The following is a 26727-nucleotide window of genomic DNA, read 5'->3' as shown; positions in this document are numbered from 1 at the left end:
TTAAAACGAGGCCACAACAGCGCGTTCGATCTTGTCGACGCTGGGCAGGATTTCCAGCTCCCAATTGCGCGCGCTTGGGATGGCGGTGGGGTCAGCAGCTATCGATTGAAAGTGGTGCGGTGTGATCCCGGCCGACAGGATTTCCTCGGCAACAGCCGCGCCAAACCCCCAGCTTACCGTGCCTTCCTCGACCGTAAACACGCGGTCAGATTTGGCGGCAGCGGTACGGATCAAATCCGCGGGCAACGGTGACAAGTGCTGAACCGGAACAACTTCGACGGTCAGCTCTTCGTCGTCCAAAAGACGCTCGGCCGCCTGTACGCAGAACTCGGTCACGCCGCCATAGGTCAGGATCACGGCGTCTGGGCGGTCATAGCTGACAAGCCGGTCCGGCTCGACCAGTTTCGAGTACATAATCTTGTTTTCGATAAACAGAACCGGGCTGCCCAGTTCGGCGGCCTCTTTCAAAAGATCTCCGGGGCTTTGAAACTGGTTCACCGCCATGACGGTCAGACCGGGCACGCCGCAGAAATGTTTCTCGATGCTTTGCGAATGGGTCGGACCATAGCCGCGCCCACCGCCCATAGGCGTGCGCACAACAAGGCTTGCGTCCACCGCGTCGTTGAACATCCACTTCACCTTAGCGGCATGGTTCACCAACTGGTCTGTCGTCAGGGTCAGGAAGTCCCCGAACATGATTTCGGCCAGCACGGTGCGCCCGCGCAAGGCCATGCCCAGACCGACACCGACCAAACCGGCTTCCGAGATCGGGGTGGTGATGACGTTATTCGGATAGGCATCTGACAGACCCTGCGTGACCTTGAACGCCCCGCCATAGGGATCCAGCAAATCCTCGCCCAACACGATGGTCGACGGATCGCGCTGCATGATGCCAAACAGGCTGTCCCGAAGTTCTTCTACGACGCGCATGCAACATCATCCTTCAAAGCCAGATCCAGAACCTGCGCGATGTGATCGTCGCACCATGTTTCTAGCGCGCCGGGGTCGCCTACGCGGTCGCGATACACGGTCAAGGGATCACGTTTTTGCAGCTCGGCCACGAAAGCCTCGTCGCGCGTGTCGTCGCCTTTGGAATGCGGTCCAAGGCGCACCGTTTCCAGATGCAGCCACGCCGGGCGTCCGGTGGTGCGGATCTGGTCCACGATGGGGCTGACCGTCGCAAAGATTTCATCCGCATCGGTGCTGGCCAGATGGTGACAGTCGATCCCGAAGGCCCGCGCGCGATCTGTGATCGATCCCGCAACGCCCAGTTCTTTCGGGGTGGTTTGGGCAATGCCATTATCCTCGACCACGAACAGGACGGGTGCGGACAGAAGCGACGCGAAGTTCAATGCCTCATAGACCGAGCCCTCGCCCATTGTACCGTCGCCCATGAAAATACAGCTGATCGCGCCTTTATCCTTCTCAGCCAGCGCAGCACCAACGGCAGCCGCCGCGAACCCACCCTGAATGCCCGAGGAATAGAAGTTGCGCCAATGCAAATGCTGCGAACCTCCGCGCCCGCCACAGGCCCCGGTGCGGCGGCCCAGAATCTCGGCGAAAAGGCGATAGCTTTGGCCGCAATAGGACAGGAAATGCCCATGGCAGCGGTGGTTGGACCAGACCATGTCGCGATCCAGCTTCAGCGCCTCCATGATCGCCACCGCATTGGCCTCCTGCCCTTGCGACGTATGGGTCGTTCCTGCCAGCATGTTGTTCGTGAACAGCTCTAACAATTTCTGTTCAAATCGCCGGATCAGATACAGCTGCCGGTAAAACCGATCTTGGCGCGGCAAATCCACACCCAGCACATCGGTATCAATTTCTTGTAAATCGTGACTCATTTCAAACTCCGCGCCTTTGACGCGGTCCACCTTTCCCAACTATCCCCCTCGCGGCCTATCAATCCGGCGGCCGGCGTTGTTTTCTTAAATGATGCAGGTATCGCCGAAAAATGGCGTCAGCACCGTAAGCCTTGCAGACCCAGACGGATCAGCGGAAATACCCATATGGCTTCAAATCCATACCTATCAGGGTTTCCAGCTCCTTGTTACTTTCATCGTAGTGGCCTTCGATCTTCTCATCAATCAGACGATCAAACCGGGCCGAAATCCGTTTATCCAAAGCCCGCGCGCCCGGCATCGCACCCAGCAGCTTGGTGGCCAGTTTCAGATACCCAAGTGGAACAAATCCACCGGGCGACAATTGCGTGTTTCCGATGGTCCCGTTCACGAACCGCATGAACAATAGCGGCATCAACGGACGGGCACGGTTTGTCACCTCGTTCACCAGCTCAAGATTAAACCCGAAGAATTCATTCAGGCGCCCCGAGAACGCATCGAAATCCTTCACCATCAGCTCAAACGGAAGCGCCAGAACATTGTCGGCACCGAAATGCCCCTGATACAGCGACACCAACTGATGATAATTCAGATAGTCCAGCTCGAACGCGGGAAGTTTATAGATCTGTGGCTGTGGATTGGTCAAAAATTCACGCAACTTCAGGCTGCCGCCGTCTGCCACATATTGCTGATAGAAGCTTTTGATCCAGCGGGATTGCTCGCGAAACACGACCAATATCTTCGCATCGGGGAAGGCCTTGGCCAGACGGCCCGCGATCAGTTCGCGGTCAAACCCGCCCGACGCCGGATAGCCCGACAGCCGTTCATGCGACATGACCAGCGCCTTGGATTGATCCGCAGCCCGCTCGGCCTCGGACTGAAAGGGGTGATCGTCGAAGTCCAGAGAGTGGCCAATGAATGCATTGCGAACGTCCGCACGTTCGACATAATAGATCGACGCATGCGTGCGAAATTTATGCTGCAAGGTCGACGAGCCGGTCTTGTGTATCCCGATATGGATGAAAGTCGGCGCGGATTGGGTCATCAAATGAAACTGCTTCTCATCGCTGAATAAATTCATTGCGTTAACGAACACTCCTAATATCCATCAACAATTGCGTAATACAAAATGTAAAATCAGAAACCGGCCAAAATTATGCCGGTTCATCAGTGTTGGCTACGATTCACACCTATTCTGCGCCAAAAAGCAATCGAAACCTGCTTTTCAGGCAGAAACCATCTGTTTTTCAGGAGTTTGAGCGCGACCTCGGGGAATCGGCCCTGAAGGTATAAACACGCTCCCGTCGTGGACTGAACGGGCCTGTCTAAACGCAAAGCGCGCCCTTATTCAGGGCGCGCTGAAGAGTTGAAACCATGATGGGGCGCAAGGCCTATTGAAGCATCCGGCGTCCGGATCTTAACCGCATTTGGAATGACCGCAGGAGCCGCAGGTCATGCAGCCCTCGATCATCCGCATATCGTATTGACCACAGCTGGGGCAGGCCTTGCCACGCGGTTGTTCACCAAGGTTCACAACCTGCGCCTGCGGGTCCGACTTCAGCCCCATGCCTTCGCCTTCCAAGAAGCCGGTGATCACCATGTGGCGCTCGATCACCGAGCCGATGGCCGCCAAAATCGAGGGGATGTATTTCCCGTCCATCCACGCCCCACCACGCGGGTCGAATACGGCTTTTAGCTCTTCCACGACGAAGCTTACGTCCCCACCCCGGCGGAACACGGCCGAGATCATGCGGGTCAGTGCAACCGTCCAGGCGAAGTGCTCCATGTTCTTCGAGTTGATGAACACCTCGAACGGGCGGCGGTGGCCGTTGATGATCAGGTCATTCACGGTGATATAGATCGCGTGCTCGCTATCGGGCCATTTCACCTTGTAGGTATGACCTTCCAGCGATTGCGGGCGGTCCAGCGGTTCCGAGATATAAACCACGTCTGCGCCGCTATCGGCCTCGGGTGCTTTCTCGCTTTCCTCGGACACAGAAAGAACCGATCCGGTTACGTCGTTCGGGCGATAGGTGGTGCACCCCTTACAACCGGTTTCCCACGCTTCCATGTAGACGTCCTTGAAGTCATCAAAGCTGATGTCTTCCGGGCAGTTGATGGTTTTCGAAATCGAGCTGTCGATCCATTTCTGCGCCGCCGCCTGCATCTTCACGTGATCCATCGGGGCCAGCGTCTGCGCGTTGACGAAATAGTCGGGCAGCTCTTTATCGCCAAACTTGTCGCGCCACAGCTGCACGGCGTAATCCACGACTTCTTCTTCGGTGCGGGTGCCATCGGGCTGCAGCACTTTGCGGGTATAGGCATAGGCAAAGACCGGCTCGATCCCCGAAGACACGTTGCCCGCATAAAGGCTGATCGTGCCTGTGGGTGCGATCGAGGTCAGAAGCGCGTTGCGGATACCGTGCTCGCGGATCGCGTCACGCACGTCGTCATCCATCGCCTGAAGCGAACCCGAGGCAAGATATTTGTCAGCGTCGAACAACGGGAACGGGCCTTTTTCCTTAGCCAGCTCGACCGACGCTAGATAGGACGCGCGTGCAATCTGCTTCATCCACGCTTCGGTTTGGGCCGCAGCCTCGTCCGAGCCATAGCGCAGACCCAGCATCAGAAGTGCATCCGCCAGACCGGTCACACCAAGGCCGATCCGACGCTTGGCTTGTGCTTCTTGCGCTTGGGCTTCCAGCGGGAAGCGGCTTTCGTCCACCACATTGTCCATCATGCGCACCGCAGTCGCGACCAGCTCGGACAGCGCATCGCCATCCAGTTCGGCGGTCTCTTCGAACGGATCCTTGACCATCTTCGCAAGGTTGATCGACCCCAGCAGGCACGCGCCATAGGGCGGCAGGGGCTGTTCGCCACAGGGATTGGTCGCCGCGATCGTCTCGCAATAGTTCAGATTGTTCATCTGGTTGATCCGGTCGATGAAGATCACGCCCGGCTCGGCATAGTCATAGGTGGCCTTCATGATCTTGTTCCAAAGATCACGGGCTTCAACCGTGTGATAGATCGTGCCGTTGAATTTCAGATCCCAGCTTCCGTCCGACTTCACGGCTTCCATGAAATCATCGGTGACCAGAACCGACATGTTGAACATGCGCAGACGGGCGGCGTCGGATTTGGCGGTGATGAAGTCCTGAATGTCCGGGTGATCGCAGCGCATGGTGGCCATCATCGCCCCACGGCGCGAGCCTGCCGACATGATCGTGCGGCACATCGCGTCCCACACATCCATGAAGGACAGCGGGCCCGAGGCATCTGCGGCCACGCCCATTACATCCGCACCACGCGGGCGGATGGTCGAGAAGTCATATCCGATGCCACCGCCCTGCTGCATGGTCAGTGCGGCCTCTTTCAGCATGTCGAAGATGCCCGACATGCTGTCTGGAATGGTGCCCATGACGAAGCAATTGAACAAGGTGACGGCGCGGCCGGTGCCAGCGCCTGCTGTGATGCGGCCGGCGGGCAGATATTTGAAATCGTCCAGCGCGTTATAGAATCGCTCTTCCTGCTTGGGCTCAGAGGCGGACAGCGCGCGTGCGATGCGGCGCCACGTGTCTTCAACCGACTGATCCTGAGGCGTCCCATCGGCCTTTTTCAAGCGATATTTCATATCCCAGATCTGTTCGGCGATGGGGGCGGCAAAGCGGCTCATACGATTGGTTCCTGTTCGGCTTGGAGGGCTTTCCACAATACGTGAGAGGCCCATTTTGGTCAATGGCGTCGTCCCCTTTTTCGAGCGTTGCAACCGGCACGTGCAGCGATTGCGAATCCCGAACGGGGCGCGTAAGATCGGACTTCTAGAACACTACATGTAGATGGGGAAGATGGCAAAGCACGTAAATCTGGTAAAATTATGCGTTGGCGCCGAGAAGGTCGAAGACCTGACCGCGTGGCAGAATATGCGCATGGGAGAGACCGGATTGCCCGCCCCCCGCCACGTCACCCGCATGTGGCCCAAACGCGAGGCCGAACTTCTGGCTGGCGGCTCTCTGTACTGGGTGTTCAAGGGGCTGATCTTGGCCCGTCAGCGCATTTTGCGACTGGACGAGGTCATTGGACAGGATGGCATCCGCCGCTGCGGTTTGGTGCTGGATCACGAGGTCGTCTTGACCGAAAGCACACCGCGCCGGGCATTTCAGGGCTGGCGCTATCTGTCAGCAGATGATGCCCCACGCGATCTGAAAGCGAATGATCCGTCAGACAAAGAGCCCCTGCCCGCCGAACTGGCCTCGGCTCTGGCGGAAATCGGCATCCGTTGAACTTGTCATAAAAGTTTCGCAACGAGACAGCACATTACCCCCGTGCCTAGTTCCGATTTTACCGGATGCCCGCCCGGAAGGATCGATGGCACGTCGCGTGCCCGTCTGGTCCGATCGCACGCAGTTTACGCTCTGACGGCATCCCCCCTACGTCGTCAGAGCGTTTTCATTTTGTTGCTCTTGGAACGACATTCAATCGCTGCTAGCCTCCAGCCGATTTCAGGAGGACACCATGGCAATCGGCACCAACATCCGCACCTATTTCAACGGGACGTGGCACAATGAAGATCTGGCCGTGATGAAGGCCGCTGATCATGGATCGTGGCTAGGCACCAACGTGTTCGACGGCGCACGATTCTTCGAGGGCGTCCACCCGGATCTAGAGGCACATTGCGCACGCACCAACCGCTCGGCCGAGGCGTTGATGATCACGCCGACCGTGACCACCGAACAGATGATCGAGATCGTGAAAGAAGGACTGGCGCTGTTTCCGAAAGATGCCGCCGTCTATATCCGTCCGATGTACTGGGCCATTGATGGTGGCCATATGGGCGTGGCCCCGCGCGAAAACAGCACCGGATTTGCTATCTCGCTTGAAGAAATCGCGATGGCCCCGCCGCAGGCCTCGTCCCGTCTGACCACCACCCAATTCCGCCGCCCCACGTTGGACAGCGCCATTGTGAACGCGAAGGCCGGGTGCCTCTATCCCAACAATGCCCGGATGCTGCTGGAAGCCCGGGCCAAGGGGTTCGACAACGCATTGTCACTGGACGCGCTTGGCAACGTCGCTGAAACTGCCACCGCGAACATCTTCATGGTCAAGGATGGAGAGATTTTCACCCCGATCGCAAATGGCTGCTTCTTGGCCGGAATCACCCGCGCGCGTCACATCAAGAACCTGCGCGCAGACGGCTATACCGTGCATGAAACCGTTCTTGGCTATGACGATTTTCACAACGCGGATGAGGTTTTCACCTCGGGCAATATGTCGAAAGTCACCCCCGTCAGCGCCTTTGAAGACACGCAGTATAACGTCGGTCCGGTGACCGGGCGCGTGCGTGAACTCTATTGGGACTGGGCGCTTTCTGGCGCAGGCTAAGACGCGGGATCGCAGAAAAACGATAGACACTCCTCAACCGCTCGGGCAGAGTAATCCCGTTTCGGAGGACATCTATGCGCAAGTTTCTCGTAATTCTGGATGACAGCCGCGAATGCCTGAACGCGATGCGGTTCGCCGCCATGCGTGCGGCCCATACGGGCGGAGGCGTCACGGTTCTGTCGATCATCCCACCAGACGAGTTTAATCACTGGATCGGCGTGGGCGAGCTGATGCGCGAGGAAGAGCGCGAGCGGATCACCGTGCATTATGAGGTCTTCGCGAAATGGATGCGCGACCGTCAGGACGTCGAACCCGAGCTGGTCATCCGCGAAGGAGAGGCCGTGCCGGAAATTCTGGCCCATGTGCGCGAGAACCCCGATGTGGGCGTGCTGGTTCTGGGCGCAGGTGAAGGAAAAGCCGGCCCCGGTCCGCTGGTGACGCAAATGACCCGAGCCGCCGCCGATCTGCCAATCCCGATCACCATTGTCCCCGGCACGATGACCAAGGAACGCCTAGAAGCGATCACCTAGGCCCAACACCCGATGCCAATGCCTTGGACATATCGCCACGCGCAAAAAGAATTCGCATCGATCTTGGCGCGCACGAAAGACGAAATGGGCTCGGCCCTGCTGTCAGACAATATGACCTACACTGCAATCGAGGGTGTCTTACGCTGCTTTCGCGCGCGACTAACACCCGAACAAGTGATTGCTTTCGGGGATGTCCTGCCCTCGATCCTGCGTGCCATTCTAGTGCACCAATGGGATGTGACCGAAGCGCCGCGACCATTTGGAACACGCGCAGGCATGACGAAAGAGGTTCAGGCCCATCGTCAGCACCACAACATCGCCACGGATGATTGCATCGAAGCCTTCGCCATTGCTCTCTGGAGTCACTCAAACCACCGTGATCTAGCACGCGTTCTGGCCAAGATCGGGCCCGAGGCCGAGGATTTTGGGACCGTAACGCGCTATGATCTGTCCGAACTCCAACCAAAGATCATCTAGTCTGGCAGGCGCTTCCATCGGGGTTCAGCGGCTTGACAGTCAATGTCTCGCGCCCCATATCAAACCTGACAGAAAAGGTGCGCCCATGTTCATTCAGACTGAATCCACTCCGAACCCCGCAACCCTGAAATTCCTGCCCGGTCAGGACGTATTGGGGGCTGGAACCGCTGACTTCCCGACTGCCGACGCCGCCGAAGGCTCGCCGCTGGCGGCGCGTATCTTCAAGGTGAACGGCGTGACCGGCGTGTTCTTTGGCGCTGATTTCGTTACCGTGACCAAGGACGATGCGGTGGACTGGGATCACATCAAGCCCGCCATCCTCGGCGCGATCATGGAGCATTTCCAGTCGGGTCAGGCGGTTATGGCGGGTGAAGCTGCGGCCTCGGGCCATGCTGAACACACCGGCGAAGACAGCGAAATCGTTGAACAAATCAAAGAGCTTCTGGACACCCGCGTCCGCCCGGCTGTGGCCCAAGATGGTGGCGACATCACCTTCCACGGCTTTGATCGCGGCATCGTTTACCTGCACATGCAAGGCGCCTGCGCGGGCTGCCCGTCCTCGACCCTGACCTTGAAAATGGGGATCGAGAACCTGCTGAAGCACTATATCCCCGAAGTGGTCGAGGTACGCCCCGTTGCGGCCTGATCCGGTGATCTTGGCATTTGACACATCGGCCGCGCATTGCGCGGCCGCTTTGCTGTGCGGGGACACGATTGTCGCTGAAAAGCACGAGGACATGGCTAAAGGCCAAGCCGAACGACTGTTTCCGCTGCTGGAAGAGGTTCTGGCCGACGCTGACATGGCATGGTCTGACCTAAGCGCCATCGGCGTGGGTGTTGGCCCGGGGAACTTCACCGGCATCCGCATATCGGTCTCGGCAGCACGTGGGCTGGCCTTGTCCTTGGGCGTACCCGCCATCGGGGTGTCGTCACTTGAAGCACAGGCCCATGGCACCCCCCGCCCCGTCTGGTCCCTGATCGACGCACGGCGGGATCACGTCTACGCGCAGCATTTTGCCGAGAATGGTGATACCTCGCCGAGCCTGATTACGTGCACTGAGGCAGACGCCCTAACCGGGGACCGTGTCGGCCCCGAGACCACAACGCCCCCGGCCCCCGCCATCGCCCGGATCGCCGCCGAACGCTTGCACGCAGGCGATGTCTCCGACCGCCCTGCACCGCTCTATATCCGGTCCGCTGACGCCGCCCCTCCGCGCGATCCCGCGCCGGTGATCCTGCCCTGATCCGCCATGACTGACGCAACCGCAGACGACCTGTCGGCCATCCATGTCGCAGCATTCATTGCATCGCGCGGCTGGAGCGCGGATGAGATCGCGCAGCTTCAGACCTCACCGCATGTATTCACTGTTGCCCAGCCCAACGGCTTTGCCATGGGGCGCGTTGTCGTTGACGAGGCCGAGCTTCTGACGGTTGCCGTCATTCCTGAGGCGCAGGGGCAAGGGACCGGCGCCAAATTGCTGCAAGGGTTCGAACGCACCGCCGCCCAAATGGGGGCAACGCGCGCCTTTCTTGAGGTCGCAGAAGACAACGCTGCGGCCCGTGCTCTCTACCGCAAAGCGGGCTGGTTAACCTGTGGCCAACGGCCTGCATATTACACGCGATCCGACGGCTCGACCTGCGACGCAACCCTGATGGAAAAGCACCTTACCTAAGGTGAACCTTCTGATTTTCCCCAAGTTTTGCGGCACTGCGGCGAACAAATTTCAGCATCTCCTCTTGCCCTCTGTTGAAAATCCCGGATGATCCTTGGCAGCGATCTGCTCGCAGACTTTTGGGGAATCGGCAGACAGGCAGTCTGTGCGACCCCACAACAACAACAACCGGGAGAATTGAAATGACCCTGATGAAAAGCTTTCTAGGCGCAGCTGCGTCGTTGGCCCTGACCGCAGGTGCCGCGCTGGCCGAGCCCGCAATCATTTTCGACTTAGGCGGTAAATTTGACAAATCCTTCAACGAAGCTGGCTTCAATGGCGCCGAAAAATGGGCCGCTGAAACCGGTGGTTCGTATCTTGAGGTCGAACTGCAGTCGGAAGCCCAACGTGAACAGGCCCTGCGCCGCTTTGCGGAAACCGGTGCAAACCCGGTAATCACCATGGGTTTCGCCATGTCGACCCCGATCTCGGAAGTGGCCCCCGATTATCCCGACACCACCTTCGTCACCATCGACGGCTGGTCGGATGCGCCGAACGTTCTGAACGTTGCATTCTCCGAGCATGAAGGCTCGTATCTGGTCGGCATGATGGCCGCGACCGCCTCGAAATCGGGCACCGTGGGCTTTATCGGCGGCATGGACATCCCGCTGATCCGCAAATTCGCATGTGGCTATGCCGAAGGCGTTTTGGCCGTGAACCCGGACGCTACCGTGATTGCCAACATGACCGGCACCACGCCGTCGGCTTGGAACGACCCGGTGAAGGGCGGCGAACTGACCAAGGCACAGATCAGCCAAGGCGCTGACATCGTGTATGCAGCCGCCGGCGGCACCGGTCTGGGTGTTCTGCAAACTGCAGCTGACGAAGGCATCCTGTCGATCGGCGTGGACTCGAACCAGAACCACCTTCAGTCGGGCAAGGTCCTGACCTCGATGCTGAAGCGCGTGGACGTGGCCGTGTATGAAGCCATGAAAATGGGTGCAGACATCAAGCCGGGCGTACAGGTCATGAACCTGGCAGCCGAAGGCGTTGGCTATGCGCTGGACGAGCACAACGCAGCACTGGTTTCGGATGAAATGAAGGCCGCCGTGGACGCTGCTGCCGCCAAGATCATCTCGGGCGAACTGGTCGTACACGACTATATGTCCGACGACAGCTGCCCGGTTCTGGACTTCTGATCCGACCATGGTAGGCGCAAAAACCGAGGGGCAACAGGCAACTGTTGCCCCCGCAATTGAGCTTCGCGGCATTTCGAAGGCCTTTGGGCCGGTGCAGGCGAACAAGGACATCTCGATTTCCGTTCAGCCGGGGACGATCCATGGGATCATCGGCGAAAACGGCGCGGGCAAGTCCACGTTGATGTCCATTCTCTATGGGTTCTACAAAGCCGATGAAGGCCAAATCTTCATCCACGGAAAAGAAACCCAGATCCCCGACAGTCAGGCCGCCATTCGTGCTGGCATCGGGATGGTGTTCCAGCACTTCAAACTGGTCGAAAATTTCTCGGTGCTTGAAAACGTGATCCTTGGGGTCGAGGACGGCCCGATGCTGCGCCCGTCGCTGGCCAAGGCACGCAAAACACTGAAATCTCTGGCAGATGAGTATGAGCTCCACGTAAATCCCGAGGCTCTGATCGAAGATCTGGGCGTTGGAACGCAGCAACGTGTCGAGATCCTCAAGGCGCTCTATCGCGAAGCCGATATCCTGATTCTGGACGAACCGACGGGCGTTTTGACGCCGGCCGAGGCCGACCACCTGTTCCGCATCCTGAACGGGCTGCGTGATCAAGGCAAAACCATCGTCCTGATCACCCACAAGCTGCGCGAGATTATGGAGATCACCGACACCGTGTCCGTGATGCGTCGTGGCCAGATGACGGCGACAGTGAAAACCAAAGACACCAACCCAGAAGAACTGGCCGAGCTGATGGTCGGGCGCAAAGTGCTTCTGCGCGTCGATAAAGTGCCCGCACAGCCGGGTGAGAACGTGTTGGAAGTCAAAGACCTGCGCATGGTCGACGACCATGGGGTCGAGCGCCTGAAAGGCATCAACCTGAACGTCCGTGCGGGCGAAATTCTGGGCATTGCGGGGGTTTCTGGCAACGGTCAGTCCGAGCTGCTGGAAGTGCTTGGCGGCTATGTTACGGCCACAGGTGAAATCCGCATTAATGGTGACCCGATTGATCTGACGGGCAAGTTTTCGGACGGGCGCTCGCGTCGTGCGCGTGGGATTGCGCATGTCCCGGAAGATCGTCAGGAACACGGGCTGATCATGAACTTCCCTGCATGGCAGAACATGGTGTTCGGATACCATCACGAGCCCGAGTACCAGAAGAATAAGCTTCTGATGGACAACGCCAAGATGGTCGAGGTTGCGCAGGACAAGATGGATCGTTTCGACGTCCGTCCGCCCCTGCCCCATCTAGCCGCGAAAAGCTTTTCGGGCGGGAACCAACAGAAAATCGTCGTGGCCCGCGAGATCGAGCGTAATCCGGACCTTCTTCTGGTCGGTCAGCCCACACGAGGCGTGGACATCGGCGCGATCGAGTTCATTCACAAGCAGATCATCGGCCTGCGCGATCAGGGTAAAGCCGTGCTTCTGGTCTCGGTCGAGCTGGAAGAGATCCTGTCGCTGTCCGACCGCATCGCCGTGATGTTTGACGGGCATATCATGGGCGAACGCCTGCCCGATCAGACCGATGAACGCGAACTCGGCCTTCTGATGGCCGGTGTCACCGGGGAAGGAGACAGCTGATGGACAAGATGCCGAAATGGGCTGACGTCGCCCTTATTCCTTTTCTGAACCTGCTGATCGCTTTCGTTCTGTCGGGTCTGGTGATTTTCGCCATCGGGGAAAACCCGTTCAAGGCACTGATGACCATGATCGACGGCGCCTTCGGGTCGACCTATGGCTGGGGCTATACGCTCTATTACACCACTAATTTCATCTTCACCGGGCTTGCCGTGTCCATCGCGTTCAAAGCCGCAATGTTCAACATTGGCGGTGAAGGTCAGGCGATGATCGGCGGTCTAGGGGTGGGACTGGCCTGCCTGTTCATTCCCACGGTTTTGATGCCCCATTGGAGCATCGCATTGATCTTCGCGATGATCGCAGGCGGTCTGTTCGGCGCGGGTTGGGCGTTGATCCCGGCCTATTTGCAAGCCAAACGTGGCAGCCACGTCGTGATCACCACGATCATGTTCAACTTCATCGCCACAGCGCTGATGGGCTATTTGCTGATCAAACCCCTGAAGCTAAAGGGGGCGCAGGAAAGTGCCTCGGCCAGCTTCCCGGACGTGACGAACCTGCCCACGCTGCACGAGCTTCTGGCCCCGCTGGGCATCAGCTTTTCCAAGTCCGCACCTGCAAATGTATCGCTGTTCGTAGCACTTGCCATGTGCGTCGTGGTTTATCTGCTGATGAACCGCTCGCGACTGGGCTATGAAATCCGCGCCTTTGGGGAAAGCCCGACGGCCTCGGTCTATGCGGGCATCTCGCCCACCAAGATCATCATCGTTGCGATGATGCTGTCAGGTGCCATTTCGGGTCTGATGGCGATCAACGCCACGATGGGCCAGCACGAGCGCCTGATCCTGAACGCCGTCGAAGGCGCGGGCTTTATCGGCATCGCGGTGGCGCTGATGGGTCGCAACCATCCCTTCGGAGTGCTGCTGGCCGCGCTTCTGTTTGGGTTCCTCTATCAGGGCGGCAGCGAGCTGTCTTTGTGGTCGAAAATCCCGCGCGAGCTGATCGTGGTCATTCAGGGTCTGGTGATCCTGTTCACAGGTGCACTGGACAACATGGTCCGCATGCCGGTCGAACGCATGTTCATCGCCGCCGCCAAGCGAAAGGACGCGTAAAATGGATTTCCTGACGATCGTCCAGATTGCCGACTCGGCCCTGCGCCTTGCCACGCCCCTGCTTTTCGCTTGTCTGGCGGGCCTGTTTTCCGAACGCGCCGGCATTTTTGATATTGGGCTTGAGGGCAAGATCCTTGTCTCAGCATTCATGGCTGCCGCCATTGCGTCCGTCACCGGATCTGTCTGGTTGGGTCTTCTGTGCGGTGTCTTCGCGTCGATCAGCTTTTCGGCTGTGCACGGCGTGGCGTCGATTACCTTCCGCGGCAATCAGCTGATTTCCGGCGTGGCGCTGAACTTTCTGGCGTCGGGCCTTACCGTGCTGGCTGCCCAGGCATGGTTCAGCCAAGGCGGACGGACACCGCCCCTGATGGGCAAAGGCCGCTTCCCTCCTATCGAATTGCCTTTTGCCCTTGGAAAATCCGATGCCGAGGCCGCAGGCGTCCCCCTGCGCGTTTTGATTGATCAAGCCAACCCGATCCAGCAAGTCTATTCCGAGTTCATCTCGGGCCACACCATTCTGGTCTATGTCGCCCTTCTGATGGTGCCCCTGTCGTGGTTCGTCCTGTTCCGCACCCGGTTCGGCCTGCGCCTGCGCGCAGTGGGTGAAAACCCGGCGGCTGTGGATACCGCTGGCGTGTCCGTGATCAAGTTGCGCTATGCCTCGATGGCGATTGCAGGCACTCTTTGCGGTCTGTCCGGTGTCTATCTGGCCACTGGCCTTGGTGCAGGCTTCATCAAAGAAATGTCGGCCGGGCGTGGCTATATCGCGCTGGCAGCCCTGATCTTCGCCAAGTGGAAACCGGTGCCCGCGCTTGGCGCCACATTCCTCTTTGGTCTGCTCGAGGCCATTGCGAACCGGTATCAGAACATCGACCTTGGCGGCATCGTCATTCCGGTCCAGTTCATGCAGGCCCTGCCCTATATCCTGACCGTGGTAATCCTTGCCGGCTTTGTCGGCAAATCCGTAGCACCCAAGGCCGGGGGGCAACCCTATGTCAAAGAACGCTAAGGCGCTCGCGGATCAGATCCGCGCCGTTGCCGGCACCGCCCCCGTCGAGGTCGGTCTGGTCCTCGGGTCCGGTCTTGGCCATTTGGCCGAGGCGGTGGACGGCGTCGCGATCCCCTATGGCCGGCTTGAAGGCTTCCCACATGCCGGTGTCTCGGGCCACAACCCGAACCTTGCCATCGGCACGCTGGGCACCACCCGGGTGGCGGTGTTCGGAGGGCGCGAGCATTATTACGAGAACGGGCGCTCTGACGCGATGCGCCTGCCGCTGGAGGTCTTGAAAGAGCTTGGCGCGGATCGCCTGATCGTGACCAATGCCGCGGGGTCCATGCGGGCAGACATCCCACCGGGCGATCTGATGCAGATTACCGACCACATCAACTTCTCGGGCCTGAACCCTTTGATCGGGGAAAAGACCGACGCGCGGTTTGTGCCGATGGGCGGCGCTTATGACCCGGAAATGGCGGCAGATTTCCAGCGCATCGCGGCAGAGGAAGGCATCGCCCTGCAGCATGGCACCTACGCGTGGTATTCCGGCCCGTCATTTGAAACCCCCGCCGAAATCCGCGCTATCCGCACCCTCGGGGCAGACGCCGTCGGCATGTCCACCGTGCCCGAAGTGATTCTGGCGCGCTTCCTTGGACTGCGTGTTGCGGGCTTCTCGACCATCACCAACATGGCCCAAGGCCTGTCGGACGAGGCAATCAGCCACGAACACACCAAAAAAATGGCTCCACTTGGTGCTGAAAAGCTGGAAAAACTGGTTAGACGCTACTTAACAGGTGACGAGCCCGCCTGATTTGCGCCATTAATGGGCCAACCCCAAGACTGATCATTCAGAGTACCCCGCCTTATGCAGATTTACCTGCCAATCGCCGAAGTGTCCGTAAACGCGTTCCTTCTGCTGGGCCTCGGTGGCATAGTCGGCATCCTGTCTGGCATGTTTGGTGTCGGAGGGGGCTTCTTGATGACCCCCCTTCTGTTCTTCATCGGGATCCCGCCAGCCGTTGCGGTTGCGACTGAAGCAAACCAGATTGTTGCAAGCTCGTTTTCAGGCGTTTTGGCACATTTGAAGCGAAAGACGGTGGACCTCCGAATGGGGGTCGTGCTGTTGATCGGCGGTCTGATCGGGGCCGCCCTCGGGGTACAGCTGTTCAACGCATTGAAGGCCATCGGGCAGGTCGATCTGCTGGTCAAACTGTCCTATGTGCTTTTCCTTGGTATCATCGGTTCGTTGATGTTCGTTGAAAGCCTGCGTGCCTTGATGAAGTCACGCGGCGGAAACGGCGTTCCGAAACGACGCAAGCACACTTGGGTCCACAATCTGCCTTTCAAGATGAAGTTCCGTACCTCGGGGCTGTATATCTCGGTCATTCCTCCGGTTCTCGTCGGTGTTCTCGTCGGTATTCTGGCCGCGATCATGGGTGTGGGTGGCGGCTTCATCATGGTGCCTGCCATGATTTATCTGCTTGGAATGCCAACGAAAGTTGTCGTCGGGACGTCGCTGTTCCAGATCATCTTCGTTACCGCCTTCACCACGCTGCTGCACGCCACAACCAACTTCACCGTGGATATGGGGTTGGCCGTCCTGCTGCTGGTCGGCGGTGTCATCGGTGCCCAGATCGGTGCCCGGATCGGTGTGCGCCTGAAAGCGGAACAGCTCCGCGTACTTCTGGCCGTCATGGTGCTGGCGGTCTGCGGCAAACTTGGTCTGGATCTGCTGATCCAACCCACCGAACTGTTTGAAATTGGCGCGGCAGGGGGCCACTGATGCTGCGTATTCTGTCCATACTCGCCCTGTTCCTGCTGTCGACCCTGCCCACCCGGGCCGAGGAGATCGTCGCGGGCCTTAGCCAAAACCGCGTGGCAATTACGGCCACTTTTGTTGGCTCCGAGATCCTGATCTTCGGCGCGGTCAAACGCGAAAGCCCGCCCCCAGAAGACAGCCCGCTTGGCGTCGTGGTCGTGGTCGAAGGGCCAAGTTCCCCAATCACCGTACGCAAAAAAGACAAGCGCTTTGGCATCTGGGTGAACACCGACGCGATGGAGCTTGCCGCCGCCCCCAGCTTCTATGCGATCGCCACTTCGAATACGCTGGACAACACCATCTCGAAGCTGGACGACTTCCAACACTTGATCTCGGTCGAACGCTCGATCCAGATCTCGGACAATCCGTTCAACATCGAAGACCCGCGCGAGTTCACGGACGCTCTGATCCGCATCCGCGAGAAATCGGGCCTCTACAAGCGTTTGGAAAACTCGGTCAAACTGGCGCAGGACACGCTTTTTGAGACGCGCATTGCCCTGCCTGCCAACCTGACGGAAGGCGACTATCGCACGCGCATCCTGTTGACACGCGACGGTCAGGTGACTTCGGAATACGAGACGATCATCAACGTCCAAAAAGTCGGACTAGAACGCTGGATCTTCAACTTGGCCCACGACAAGCCACTGATCTATGGCCTTCTGTCGCTGGTGATCGCCATCGCCGCAGGTTGGGGCGCATCCGCAGCCTTCCGTATGATCCTGCGCAACTAGCACGCATTTTCTTGCCAAAAATATCCTGGGGGAGTGTGAAAGCGCCTAGCTTTCGCACGGGGGCAAAGCCCCCTCAGGCTCATGCAGTGAGCCACCGAAAGCCCGCGGCGTTAGCCGCGCCCGATATAGGGCATCTTGGTCGCCATCACGGTCATGAACTGCACATTCGCCTCGGGCGGCAGCTGCGCCATATGCAAGACGGATCTTGCCACTTCACCCACATCCATGGACGGGGGCGGCACGTCGCCCTCAGCGACGGCTGTGTCGATGATGCCCTGCAAAAGATCGGTCCGCGCGTTGCCGATGTCGATTTGCCCGCAGGCAATGTCAAACGGGCGGCCATCAAGGCTTAGTTGCCGTGTCAGGCCCGTGATCCCGTGTTTCGTGACTGTATAGGTCACTGCACCCTCGCGTGGGACATGGGCGCTGATCGAGCCGTTGTTGATAATCCGCCCGCCTTGCGGGGACTGCGCCCGCATTTGGGCAAACGCGGCGCGGGCACACAGGAACATGCCTGTCAGGTTGACCGACACGGCGCGGGTCCAATCCTCGACAGACACTTCGTCAATTGGTGCGGCGGGCGTGAAAAGCCCCGCGTTGTTGAAAAGTACGTCCAGACGGCCTGCCTTCGCAGCGAACCGATCAAACGCAGCACTCACGGCTTGTGGATCCGAGACGTCCGCGACCAGCACATGCGCCCTGTCCTGCCCTTCGGCGATCTCCTCCAGCACCTCTTTACGGCGCGCCAGCAGGCCCACTGTCCAGCCTTCAGCCAGAAACAGCTCGGCCACGGCGCGGCCAATGCCGGCGCTGGCCCCGGTGATCAGAATACTAGGCATCAGGTGCTCCTTGTGCTTCCAGGGTCAGGGCGGTGGGTTTCGCGGGCAAGTCTGCCGTCGAAAGCTCGGCCTGCGGACGCGCCATTGCATAGCGCGTCACCCAATGCAGCCGCGTCTCGGCCCGCGTGATCGCCACATAGGCCAAGCGCTTCCACAGCGGCAATCCGGCCTCTGTGCGCCCGGCCCAGGCCGCTGCGGCAATGTCCGGAGCGAAGACCTGCACTTCGGGCCATTGCGAGCCCTGCGCCTTGTGGATCGTCACCGCCGCCCCATGCAGGAACGCGGCACCCATGCGGGCAGCGAAGGGGATGAACGGCTCTTCCTCGTCCGGTTTTTCGATCTTCACAATCGACGCTGCCGAGACCTGAGGGTCTTCCGCACCAAGCACATGCAGTCGCGAGAACCCGGGCCGTTTCCCCGGCCCCAAATAGACACATTGCGCGCCTTTGATCAGCCCGCGCGCCTCAAGATCGATGCGTTTCTTGCGGTGCTTCAGAGGCAGCTCGATCCCGTCGCAGATCAGAGGTTCGCCGGGTAGAAGTTCGATTTCAGGGGCGTGAAAGGCGGATCTGAAGGCCTGAATCAACCGCACCCGCGTTTTGTTGCGCCAGACCAGCACGGGCGAGCGCGCCATCAGATCCGCATTGGCACGTGGTGCCACCACCACGCGGTCATCCCGTGCAGCTGCTTGATGGATCATCCGTTCAAACCCGTCGAAATCCAGCGATTCGTCAGCCAGAGCATGCGCCAGGTCCAAAATGGGATTGTCTTCTTCCTGACGGTGAATGCGGTGCAGAACCTGCTTTCGAGGCCCTTTGATGTCGTCAAAGATCATCTTGCCGGACTGCCCCACCGGGGCCAGCTGCGCCGGGTCGCCGAACAGGACCAAGGTTGGGAAAATCTCGCGCAGATCGTCGAACTGCTTTTCATCCAGCATCGAGCTTTCATCGACAAAGCCAATGTCCAAGGGATCGTCACGCCGCTTCCAGCCGGTGATGAAGTCAGAACCACGAAGCCCCGCTGCCGCCAGCGCACCGGGAACAGATTTCTGGGCCTGATAGAACGCAAAGGCCCGGTCCAATGCCTCGTCCGTCAGGCCTTCGATTTCGGGCCGGTCACCGTTACCGGCCAGCCACTCGGCAATCTTTTCGTACTCGGGGTCGTAGACAGGTGTGTAGAGGATCCGGTGAATGGTCGTCGCAGGAACACCCCGGTTGCGCAGAACGCTTGCTGCCTTGTTGGTCGGCGCCAGAATGGCAAGAGTACGGCGTTCCTTGCGACGCTTGCCCTCCCAATCGCCCGAGATCACCTCGACACCTGCATCTTCAAGCGCGCGGTAAAGCTCGGCCAGCAACAGCGTCTTGCCTGACCCGGCCTTGCCGATCACCGCCATCACTTGCGACTTGCCGTCAGAAACGGGTGTCAGCAGCGCATCATCCAGATTGACGCCAGACAGACGCAACATGTCCGAAACGCGGTCATGCGCCTCGGCCTGGTCGTCCGAAAAAGTAACAGGGGGTCGTTCGCTCATGCCGCGACCCTATCGCGCGTGCATGAGCAGCACCAGCGCCCGAAGACGCTGGTCGCCGATTTTTCTCAGGTTGTGATCAGGCGCTTCGCGGCAAGATCTGTGGTGCGGGCGCGCGGTTGACCGTAGACAGCGAATAGCGCAACCAGCCCTGGCTGACTTCGCGTGTTACGCCAACCTTCTTCAAGGTAGGTTCAAACGCGCTTTCATCCATCGACCACAGGCCGACCCCGATGCGGTCGCGGCCTTCACCGGCCATACCGATGACGTCCGGCTCTAGCCCCATCAGACGATAAATACGTTCCATCCGCGGATCGAATACACCGACATAATGTTCCAGCTTGAACGTATCCATGATCTCGCCTGCGCCCAGCGCCAGTGCCGCCGATGCACGACGATCTGCACTTGGAGACAAGCAAAAGCGGGTGCATTCCCAGATCAGCGGGCTTTCGATGTGAACCCCGTCGGTCAGATGGCTGAAGTGGTCGTTCACCATTGTTTTCCCGACCGTGGGTAGAAAGCGCATGGACCCACCGTGACGGCCATCGGCCTGTTCCCAGATCACGTAAAGCGGGTTCATGTCATCATATTCGTCGCGCTCAAATCCCTTCTCGTCGACCGAAACGTCCCAGCCAAGACGGTGCGAGAATTGTTCCGCCCGATCCTGAAACATGGTCTCAGCCAGCAGGGGGAATTTCGAAAGATCATTGCCATAGAGGTAACGCAGCATGAGTGGAGCTCCTTTGTCCGAGTGATTAATAGGACAATGCTCGCCTCTTAGTTAACGTATGGCAAATACATCGTGGGGTAGAACTTTGTTTAAATTATGATGATGCCGGCCGAAAGCGCGCGCGCGACCGCGTGAGTTGTATTCATCGCGCCCAGTTTGTGACGCGAGCTTTCGATGTAAACGCGCAGCGTATGTTCCGAGATATTTAGCTCAGCCGCGGCCTGTGCGCGGCTCATTCCACGCGCCAGACAGCTCATTGACGCCAGCTCGCGCGGGGACAGCGCGGGCACGCTTCCGTCTTCGCCCCACTGCTCGAATTCCAGCGCCTTTTTGTTGAACTCATGCCCCAGGATCATCAGATCACGGGCGTTGTCGTCGATGAATTGCGCCCACTCTTCATCGCTGAGAGAGGCGTTCAGCGTGAACAACGCAAACTGTCCGTTTGGTCCGCGAATAGGGATCGTATAGCCCTGATTTCCCAGCCCGTGATCCAAAGCATCCTGCCACATTTCACGCGCAGGCTTTGAAGACCAGTCGAGCTCTTTCCACGACACGGGTGTAAATCTTTGAAAACAGCCAAAAATAACGGGGTCCATCCGAAGGTATTCTTTTTCAAGATACCGGTCGACCCATTCGGCTGAATAGGTCCCAGCCCCGTAACGTTCCCCGACAGAGTTTACCCAATGGTAAACCGTATGCTCGACCTTGTAGTGGTCCCGCAACGATTCCAGTACCGCTTGCAGGTCTTCAAGCGTGCCCGCCGCTTGCAAGGTAGAGAGAAGGTCTTCGAGCCGGTTCGTCATAGGTTCGCGCAGTCTCCTTCTGCTCGCGAGACGTGTTTGAAATCTCGGTCAAAGCAATGAGACGGGCATCTTCAAGCTGTTCTGCCGTCACACTCAGACCATTTCTTTCAGCATAGGCCATGAGGTCGGTAAGTACATCAACAATCCATTTGTCAGACACGGTAGAACCCTCGAACAGTGGTGCTTTTTTTAACTTTAACAGGTGTATTTGCCAGTTCTAACTCGCGGATTAAAACTCCCCATAAATAGCGAGGCAGCGAAAGGTAGAAAAATTACCTTCCGTAACGGAAATCTCACGATTCCCGCAGACTGCTACAGGTGATTCGCACTCGAGAATCAATTGCCCGCCACCTTTAGTAAGGCAGCGGGCAGGTTTAATTGGGTGGAGAATGCGGCTTATTTAGGGCCGGCTTCCAGTGCGTCTTCGAAGGTCCGCAGGCCGGTCTTCGGCGACTGAACAAGCACCGACATGTTGCCCGGCTTGTGCTCGTTCTTATACATCTTCATGTGCGCATCCGGGATTTCTGCCCACGGGAACACTTCCGACATGTAAGGGTCGATGCGACGCTCGATCATCAGCTTGTTTGCCGAAGCCGCTTGCTTGAGGTGCGCGAAGTGCGAGCCCTGCAGACGCTTCTGGTGCATCCAAGTATAGCGCACGTCGAAGGTACAGTTGAAGCCGGTGGTGCCGGCGCAGATCACAACCATGCCACCCTTCTTACAAACCAGGTTCGAGACCGGGAAAGTCGATTCACCGGGGTGTTCGAACACGATGTCTACGTTGTTGCCTTTGCCGGTGATGTCCCAGATGGCCTTGCCGAAGCGGCGTGCCTCTTTGAACCACACGTCATACTCCGGCGTGTTCACGGTGGGCAGTTGGCCCCAGCAGGTGAAGTCCTTGCGGTTGATCACGCCCTTGGCGCCCAGACCCATCACGAAGTCACGCTTGCTTTCGTCCGAGATCACACCGATGGCATTGCCGCCCGCTGCGTTGATCAGCTGGATCGCGTAGGAACCCAGGCCGCCCGATGCACCCCAGACCAGAACGTTCTGGCCGGGCTTCAGTTCATGGGGGTGGTGGCCGAACAGCATGCGGTAGGCAGTCGCCAGCGTCAGCGTGTAGCAGGCGCTTTCTTCCCAGGTCAGGTGCTTGGGACGGTGCAGAAGCTGCTGCGCCTGAACGCGGGTGAACTGAGCGAACGAGCCATCGGGGGTTTCGTAGCCCCAGATACGCTGGCTAGGAGAGAACATCGGATCGCCGCCGTTGCATTCTTCGTCGTCGCCATCATCCTGATTACAGTGAATGACAACTTCATCGCCCACTTTCCAGCTTTTGACCTTGTCACCCACGGCCCAAACGATACCCGCAGCGTCCGATCCGGCAATGTGATAGTCCTGCTTGTGCACGTCGAACATGCTGACCGGAACACCCAGACCGGCCCAGATGCCGTTGTAGTTCACGCCAGCAGCCATCACCATGACCAGCACTTCGTGGCTGTCCAAGGTGGGAGTCTCTACGACTTCAACCTGCATGGCCTTGTTGGGTTCGCCCTGACGATCGCGGCGGATCGCCCATGCGTACATCTGTGCGGGAACGTGGCCCAGCGGGGGCATTTCACCGATCTCGTAGAGATCTTTCTTCGGAGCATCATATTCGGCGATGCCAGTTTGCGTGTCCAAAGCCATGGCGGCCTCCTGTTTTCGCGTGTTATTTGATTCTATCGCCGCAGTGCAGAATTGCGGCTGCTACTGCAGCATTACTTTTCCAAAAGCAAGATTGCAACACCATTTGGCAACTTTTTGTAATTTTATGTCGCGCCCAATTTTGACCTTAACGTCAAGCAGGCGCATCCCATGCGCATTATAGCACAGACGCGTCCGCGACCTCGGCGGGTGTCAGATCCGAGATATGAATGGGCTCTAATTCCGGGCTGAGATGCGCGATCGAATTCGCGTAATAGGCCAGGATCAGCCTGTCGGGACGATGCAGACGGAATTGGGCCGCATCACCCTCGCCCTCTTCAGTTATGATCTTCCGCAGTAAAAGTTCACGCAGCCCCACTTCGGCCGCGTAAGCCATGTCCCCCCGCGGGATATGGACATGTGCGCCGTCGGCCTCCATCGCCGAGACCAAAGCATCAAAGCGCGCGGCGATCTCGGCGCGGGTCTGCCCATCACCCTCAAGTAAAATAGCCGAGACCACCGGCACCGGCAGTACCGGCACCACATCACGAATACGCGCCATCAGCGTATCCCCCAGAGGCTCCAACATGTCTTCAGGTGGGTTCCCACCCAAGAAATCTACCAGCGACACCGGATCACCAAAGGATACCGAGGCATAGCCAAAGCGATAGAACCGCCCCGTGACCCGTTGCCAAACATGCCGCCCCACGTGACGTGCCACATATTTGAACCGAAGCCCGAAACGGCGGGTGCCCTTGATATCCGCAGACACCAGCACGCGATCTTCCAGCACCCGGTCATAGTTCATCGCGACCGGAATAAAGACCACGTTGCGGCTTTCGCCCGGAACGAAGTCTTGCACAATGTAGCTGAGCAGCCCCAGCTTGGGTGCACCGACCTCGCCATTCAGGCTCAGCCCCCCTTCCGGGAACATGGCTTGCGTCACACCACCATCCGTCGCCATGCGCACATAGCGTGAAAGCACTTTACGATAGAGGTTGTTGCGACTTTTGCGCCGGATGAAATACGCCCCCATCGACCTGATCAACATCCGCAATGGCCAGACTCGCGCCCATTCACCCACCGCATAAGACAGGTGCGACCGTTCGGCCGCCAACCATGTGACCAGCACATAGTCCATGTTAGAGCGGTGGTTCATCACGAAGATGACCGTCGCGTCGGGATCAATCTCGCTCAGCCGCGCTTCGTCAAAGGCACCAAGGCGCACACGATAGAAAGCGCGCGACAAGAGTTTCGCCAACCGAATGCCAAACCCGAAATAGGCGGTGGCCGAGAACCGCGGCACGATCTCGCGCGCGTAACGCTGGGCTTTCTCAAATGCCACCTGTTCCGGGATGCCCGCCTTGCGCGCGTGGTCTACGATGGCCTTGGCCACTTCCGGGTCATACGACAGCCGCTGCACCATGTCATAGCGCCGCGCCAGCTTGAACGGCTCGATCGGACGCTCCAGCCGTTCATTCAACTTGGCGACAGCACGCTCCAGCCGCTTACGAAAGAACCAACGCACAGACGGGAACAGAAAATGCGAGGCAAAGGTCACCGTGGCAAAAGCCAGGATCAGCACAAGCAACCAAAGAGGAAGTTCCACAACGCGCGTCATGCTCAAGCCTTCTCACCATTTTTCAGAAAGGTAAAGAAGGAGTGACGCCAGTCAATCTGGCATCTCCAATGCGACCAGCGAGAGCGTCACGCCACGCGCACCGCCCCACGTAACTTTCTTCCCGTGATTTTACCCCTTGCGTAATTTTCTTGCGCAACTAAAAATGCTGCAGCGCAACATAAGGTGAGTCTCTGCCATGTCTTCGAATACCATCCGCCCCTGGCTTTTCCGCACCTATGCGGGTCACTCGACCGCAAAGGCCTCGAACGAACTGTACCGCACCAACCTGGCCAAAGGTCAGACCGGCCTGTCGGTGGCCTTCGACCTGCCGACCCAGACCGGCTATGACAGCGACCACAAGCTGTCGCGTGGCGAGGTGGGCAAGGTGGGCGTGCCGCTCAGCCACCTGGGCGACATGCGCAGCCTGTTTGACAATATCCCGCTTGAACAGATGAACACCTCGATGACGATCAACGCCACTGCGCCGTGGCTTTTGTCGCTTTATATTGCCGCCGCCGAGGAACAGGGCGCCGATATCTCGAAGCTGCAGGGCACCGTTCAGAACGACATCATCAAAGAATACCTGTCGCGCGGTACATATGTATGTCCGCCGAAGCCGTCGCTGCGCATGATTACCGATGTTGCCGCCTACACCCGTGAACACCTGCCGAAATGGAACCCGATGAACGTGTGTTCCTATCACCTGCAGGAAGCCGGTGCGACGCCAGAGGAGGAGCTGGCGTTCGCACTGGCCACAGCCATTGCCGTCCTGGACGACCTGAAGGAAAAAGTACCCGCCGAGGCCTTCCCCGCGATGGTCGGGCGTATCTCGTTCTTCGTGAACGCAGGCATTCGCTTTGTGACCGAGATGTGCAAGATGCGCGCCTTTGTCGAGCTGTGGGACGAAATCACCCGCGAGCGGTATGGCGTTGAAGACCCGAAATTCCGCCGCTTCCGCTACGGCGTTCAGGTGAACAGCCTTGGCCTGACCGAGCAGCAGCCGGAAAACAACGTCTACCGCATCCTGATCGAAATGCTGGCCGTGACGCTGTCGAAAAACGCCCGCGCCCGTGCGGTGCAGCTGCCTGCATGGAACGAAGCGCTTGGCTTGCCCCGCCCGTGGGACCAGCAGTGGTCGCTGCGCATGCAACAGATCCTGGCCTATGAAACCGACCTGTTGGAGTTCGACGACCTGTTCGACGAAAACCCCGCCGTGGAACGCAAAGTGGCCGAGCTGAAGGAAGGTGCACGTGCCGAGCTTGCCCAGATTGACGGCATGGGGGGCGCGGTTGCGGCCATCGAATACATGAAGTCGCGTCTGGTAGAATCCAACGCCGCCCGCATCGGCAAGATCGAGGTCGGCGACACCACGGTTGTCGGTGTGAACAAATGGCTCGAGACCACCGAAAGCCCGCTGACCGCTGGTGACGGGGCCATCATGGTCGCTGATAAAGAAGCCGAAGCTGACCAGATCGCACGTCTGGAACAGTGGCGTGCGGATCGCGACGACGCCGCCGTGCAAGATGCCTTGAACGCCCTGCGCGCCGCCGCTAAATCCGGCGAGAACATCATGCCGTCCTCGATCGCCGCCGCCAAAGCAGGCGTGACCACCGGCGAATGGGGCGAAGTGATGCGCCAGACCTTTGGCCAGTATCGCGCGCCCACAGGTGTGTCGAAGAACCCCTCGAACCGCACCGAAGGGCTGGACGAAATCCGTGCGCGCGTCGATGCCGTATCAGACGCTCTGGGCCGCCGCCTGACCTTCCTGGTTGGCAAGCCGGGCCTCGACGGCCATTCGAACGGAGCCGAACAAATCGCTGCCCGCGCCCGCGATTGCGGCATGGACATTACCTATGAAGGCATCCGCCTGACGCCCGAAGAGCTGGTGGCCTCGGCGCTGGAAACCAAAGCCCATGTGGTTGGCCTGTCGATCCTGTCGGGCAGCCACATTCCGCTGCTGGAAGAGCTGATGGAGCGTATGAAAGACGCCGGTCTGGGCGACGTGCCCGTGGTCGCAGGTGGCATCATCCCGGACGAAGACGCCGCGCGCCTGCGCGCGATGGGTGTGGCCAAGGTCTATACGCCGAAGGATTTCGAGCTGAACACGATCATGGAAGACATCGTGACGCTGGTTGCGCCAAAGGGCATCGCTGCAGAATAGGACAAGCGGTAACTCGCATTGGAAACAATTGACGCGATTTTGCACCATTCGGTGCAGA

25 protein-coding genes are annotated in these 26727 nt (G+C 58.8%); 15 read left to right on the top strand and 10 right to left on the bottom strand.

Features of this window, described 5'->3' with window-relative positions:
- The 4 genes from MWU53_RS13980 to MWU53_RS13965 form a co-directional block, all read right to left on the bottom strand.
- A complete protein-coding gene (locus MWU53_RS13980) occupies positions 1–930 on the bottom strand; it encodes a transketolase C-terminal domain-containing protein (RefSeq protein ID WP_247094269.1) in 930 nt (309 codons plus the stop codon).
- Positions 918–1844, bottom strand: a complete 927-nt coding sequence (locus tag MWU53_RS13975) for a thiamine pyrophosphate-dependent dehydrogenase E1 component subunit alpha (RefSeq protein ID WP_247094268.1) — start codon at positions 1842–1844, stop codon at positions 918–920. The genes MWU53_RS13980 and MWU53_RS13975 overlap by 13 nt, the downstream gene beginning before the upstream one ends.
- Positions 1845–1992: 148 nt before the next feature.
- Complete coding sequence (locus MWU53_RS13970) at positions 1993–2922, bottom strand: sulfotransferase (protein ID WP_247094267.1); 930 nt, start codon at positions 2920–2922, stop codon at positions 1993–1995.
- A gap of 336 nt (positions 2923–3258) precedes the next feature.
- Positions 3259–5514 carry an adenosylcobalamin-dependent ribonucleoside-diphosphate reductase gene (locus MWU53_RS13965; protein ID WP_247094266.1) on the bottom strand — a complete coding sequence of 752 codons (2256 nt, stop codon included), beginning with the start codon at positions 5512–5514 and terminating at the stop codon, positions 3259–3261.
- Positions 5515–5686: 172 nt separating this feature from the next.
- Between MWU53_RS13965 and MWU53_RS13960 the strand changes: the two genes are divergently transcribed.
- From MWU53_RS13960 to MWU53_RS13895, 14 genes are all read left to right on the top strand, one after another.
- Complete coding sequence (locus MWU53_RS13960) at positions 5687–6121, top strand: DUF1489 domain-containing protein (RefSeq protein WP_247094265.1); 435 nt, start codon at positions 5687–5689, stop codon at positions 6119–6121.
- Positions 6122–6353: 232 nt separating this feature from the next.
- A complete protein-coding gene (locus MWU53_RS13955) occupies positions 6354–7220 on the top strand; it encodes a branched-chain amino acid aminotransferase (RefSeq protein ID WP_247094264.1) in 867 nt (288 codons plus the stop codon).
- Positions 7221–7294: 74 nt separating this feature from the next.
- The gene (locus MWU53_RS13950) at positions 7295–7750 is read left to right on the top strand and encodes a universal stress protein (protein WP_247094263.1); all 456 of its coding nucleotides are present in this window, start codon (positions 7295–7297) and stop codon (positions 7748–7750) included.
- A gap of 18 nt (positions 7751–7768) precedes the next feature.
- Positions 7769–8227 carry a DUF2267 domain-containing protein gene (locus tag MWU53_RS13945; RefSeq protein ID WP_247094262.1) on the top strand — a complete coding sequence of 153 codons (459 nt, stop codon included), beginning with the start codon at positions 7769–7771 and terminating at the stop codon, positions 8225–8227.
- 85 nt (positions 8228–8312) lie between these two features.
- Entirely contained in the window at positions 8313–8873 is a 561-nt protein-coding gene (locus MWU53_RS13940; RefSeq protein ID WP_247094261.1) for a NifU family protein, read from the top strand.
- The gene (tsaB, locus tag MWU53_RS13935) at positions 8863–9471 is read left to right on the top strand and encodes a tRNA (adenosine(37)-N6)-threonylcarbamoyltransferase complex dimerization subunit type 1 TsaB (protein ID WP_247094260.1); all 609 of its coding nucleotides are present in this window, start codon (positions 8863–8865) and stop codon (positions 9469–9471) included. Before MWU53_RS13940 ends, tsaB begins: the two co-directional genes overlap by 11 nt.
- Before the next feature lie 6 nt (positions 9472–9477).
- Positions 9478–9900: a GNAT family N-acetyltransferase gene (locus MWU53_RS13930; RefSeq protein ID WP_247094259.1), complete on the top strand. Its 423-nt coding sequence runs from the start codon at positions 9478–9480 to the stop codon at positions 9898–9900.
- Between the two features lie 182 nt (positions 9901–10082).
- A complete protein-coding gene (locus tag MWU53_RS13925) occupies positions 10083–11078 on the top strand; it encodes a BMP family ABC transporter substrate-binding protein (protein ID WP_247094258.1) in 996 nt (331 codons plus the stop codon).
- Between the two features lie 7 nt (positions 11079–11085).
- Positions 11086–12654, top strand: coding sequence for an ABC transporter ATP-binding protein (locus tag MWU53_RS13920; protein ID WP_247094257.1), 1569 nt, complete (start codon positions 11086–11088; stop codon positions 12652–12654).
- Entirely contained in the window at positions 12654–13760 is a 1107-nt protein-coding gene (locus tag MWU53_RS13915) for an ABC transporter permease (RefSeq protein ID WP_247094256.1), read from the top strand. The genes MWU53_RS13920 and MWU53_RS13915 overlap by 1 nt, the downstream gene beginning before the upstream one ends.
- 1 nt (position 13761) lies before the next feature.
- The gene (locus tag MWU53_RS13910; RefSeq protein WP_247094255.1) at positions 13762–14769 is read left to right on the top strand and encodes an ABC transporter permease; all 1008 of its coding nucleotides are present in this window, start codon (positions 13762–13764) and stop codon (positions 14767–14769) included.
- Entirely contained in the window at positions 14753–15565 is an 813-nt protein-coding gene (locus MWU53_RS13905; RefSeq protein ID WP_247094254.1) for a purine-nucleoside phosphorylase, read from the top strand. Before MWU53_RS13910 ends, MWU53_RS13905 begins: the two co-directional genes overlap by 17 nt.
- A gap of 54 nt (positions 15566–15619) precedes the next feature.
- Positions 15620–16537, top strand: a complete 918-nt coding sequence (locus tag MWU53_RS13900; protein WP_247094253.1) for a sulfite exporter TauE/SafE family protein — start codon at positions 15620–15622, stop codon at positions 16535–16537.
- Positions 16537–17304: a TIGR02186 family protein gene (locus tag MWU53_RS13895; protein WP_247094252.1), complete on the top strand. Its 768-nt coding sequence runs from the start codon at positions 16537–16539 to the stop codon at positions 17302–17304. Before MWU53_RS13900 ends, MWU53_RS13895 begins: the two co-directional genes overlap by 1 nt.
- A 110-nt stretch (positions 17305–17414) precedes the next feature.
- On the opposite strand, the gene MWU53_RS13890 is transcribed toward MWU53_RS13895, so the two are convergent.
- The 6 genes from MWU53_RS13890 to MWU53_RS13865 form a co-directional block, all read right to left on the bottom strand.
- Entirely contained in the window at positions 17415–18143 is a 729-nt protein-coding gene (locus MWU53_RS13890) for an SDR family oxidoreductase (RefSeq protein WP_247094251.1), read from the bottom strand.
- Positions 18136–19674 carry an AAA family ATPase gene (locus tag MWU53_RS13885; RefSeq protein WP_247094250.1) on the bottom strand — a complete coding sequence of 513 codons (1539 nt, stop codon included), beginning with the start codon at positions 19672–19674 and terminating at the stop codon, positions 18136–18138. Before MWU53_RS13885 ends, MWU53_RS13890 begins: the two co-directional genes overlap by 8 nt.
- A gap of 76 nt (positions 19675–19750) precedes the next feature.
- Positions 19751–20401 (bottom strand): acyl-homoserine-lactone synthase, encoded by a 651-nt coding sequence (locus MWU53_RS13880; RefSeq protein WP_247094249.1) that lies wholly within the window; start codon positions 20399–20401, stop codon positions 19751–19753.
- Between the two features lie 89 nt (positions 20402–20490).
- Positions 20491–21204, bottom strand: coding sequence for a LuxR family transcriptional regulator (locus MWU53_RS13875; protein WP_247094248.1), 714 nt, complete (start codon positions 21202–21204; stop codon positions 20491–20493).
- 396 nt (positions 21205–21600) lie between these two features.
- The gene (ccrA, locus tag MWU53_RS13870) at positions 21601–22890 is read right to left on the bottom strand and encodes a crotonyl-CoA carboxylase/reductase (RefSeq protein WP_247094247.1); all 1290 of its coding nucleotides are present in this window, start codon (positions 22888–22890) and stop codon (positions 21601–21603) included.
- A 175-nt stretch (positions 22891–23065) separates the two neighbouring features.
- Positions 23066–24508, bottom strand: coding sequence for a 1-acyl-sn-glycerol-3-phosphate acyltransferase (locus MWU53_RS13865; RefSeq protein WP_247094246.1), 1443 nt, complete (start codon positions 24506–24508; stop codon positions 23066–23068).
- 196 nt (positions 24509–24704) lie between these two features.
- Here MWU53_RS13865 and MWU53_RS13860 point away from each other — a divergent pair, with 196 nt between their 5' ends.
- A complete protein-coding gene (locus MWU53_RS13860; protein ID WP_247094245.1) occupies positions 24705–26669 on the top strand; it encodes a protein meaA in 1965 nt (654 codons plus the stop codon).
- Positions 26670–26727 lie beyond the last annotated feature (58 nt).

This window comes from Aliiroseovarius sp. S1123 (assembly GCF_023015885.1).
GTDB lineage: Bacteria > Pseudomonadota > Alphaproteobacteria > Rhodobacterales > Rhodobacteraceae > Aliiroseovarius.
Note: the sequence above shows the minus strand (reverse complement) of the source record. Positions and strands in the feature narration are given on the sequence as shown.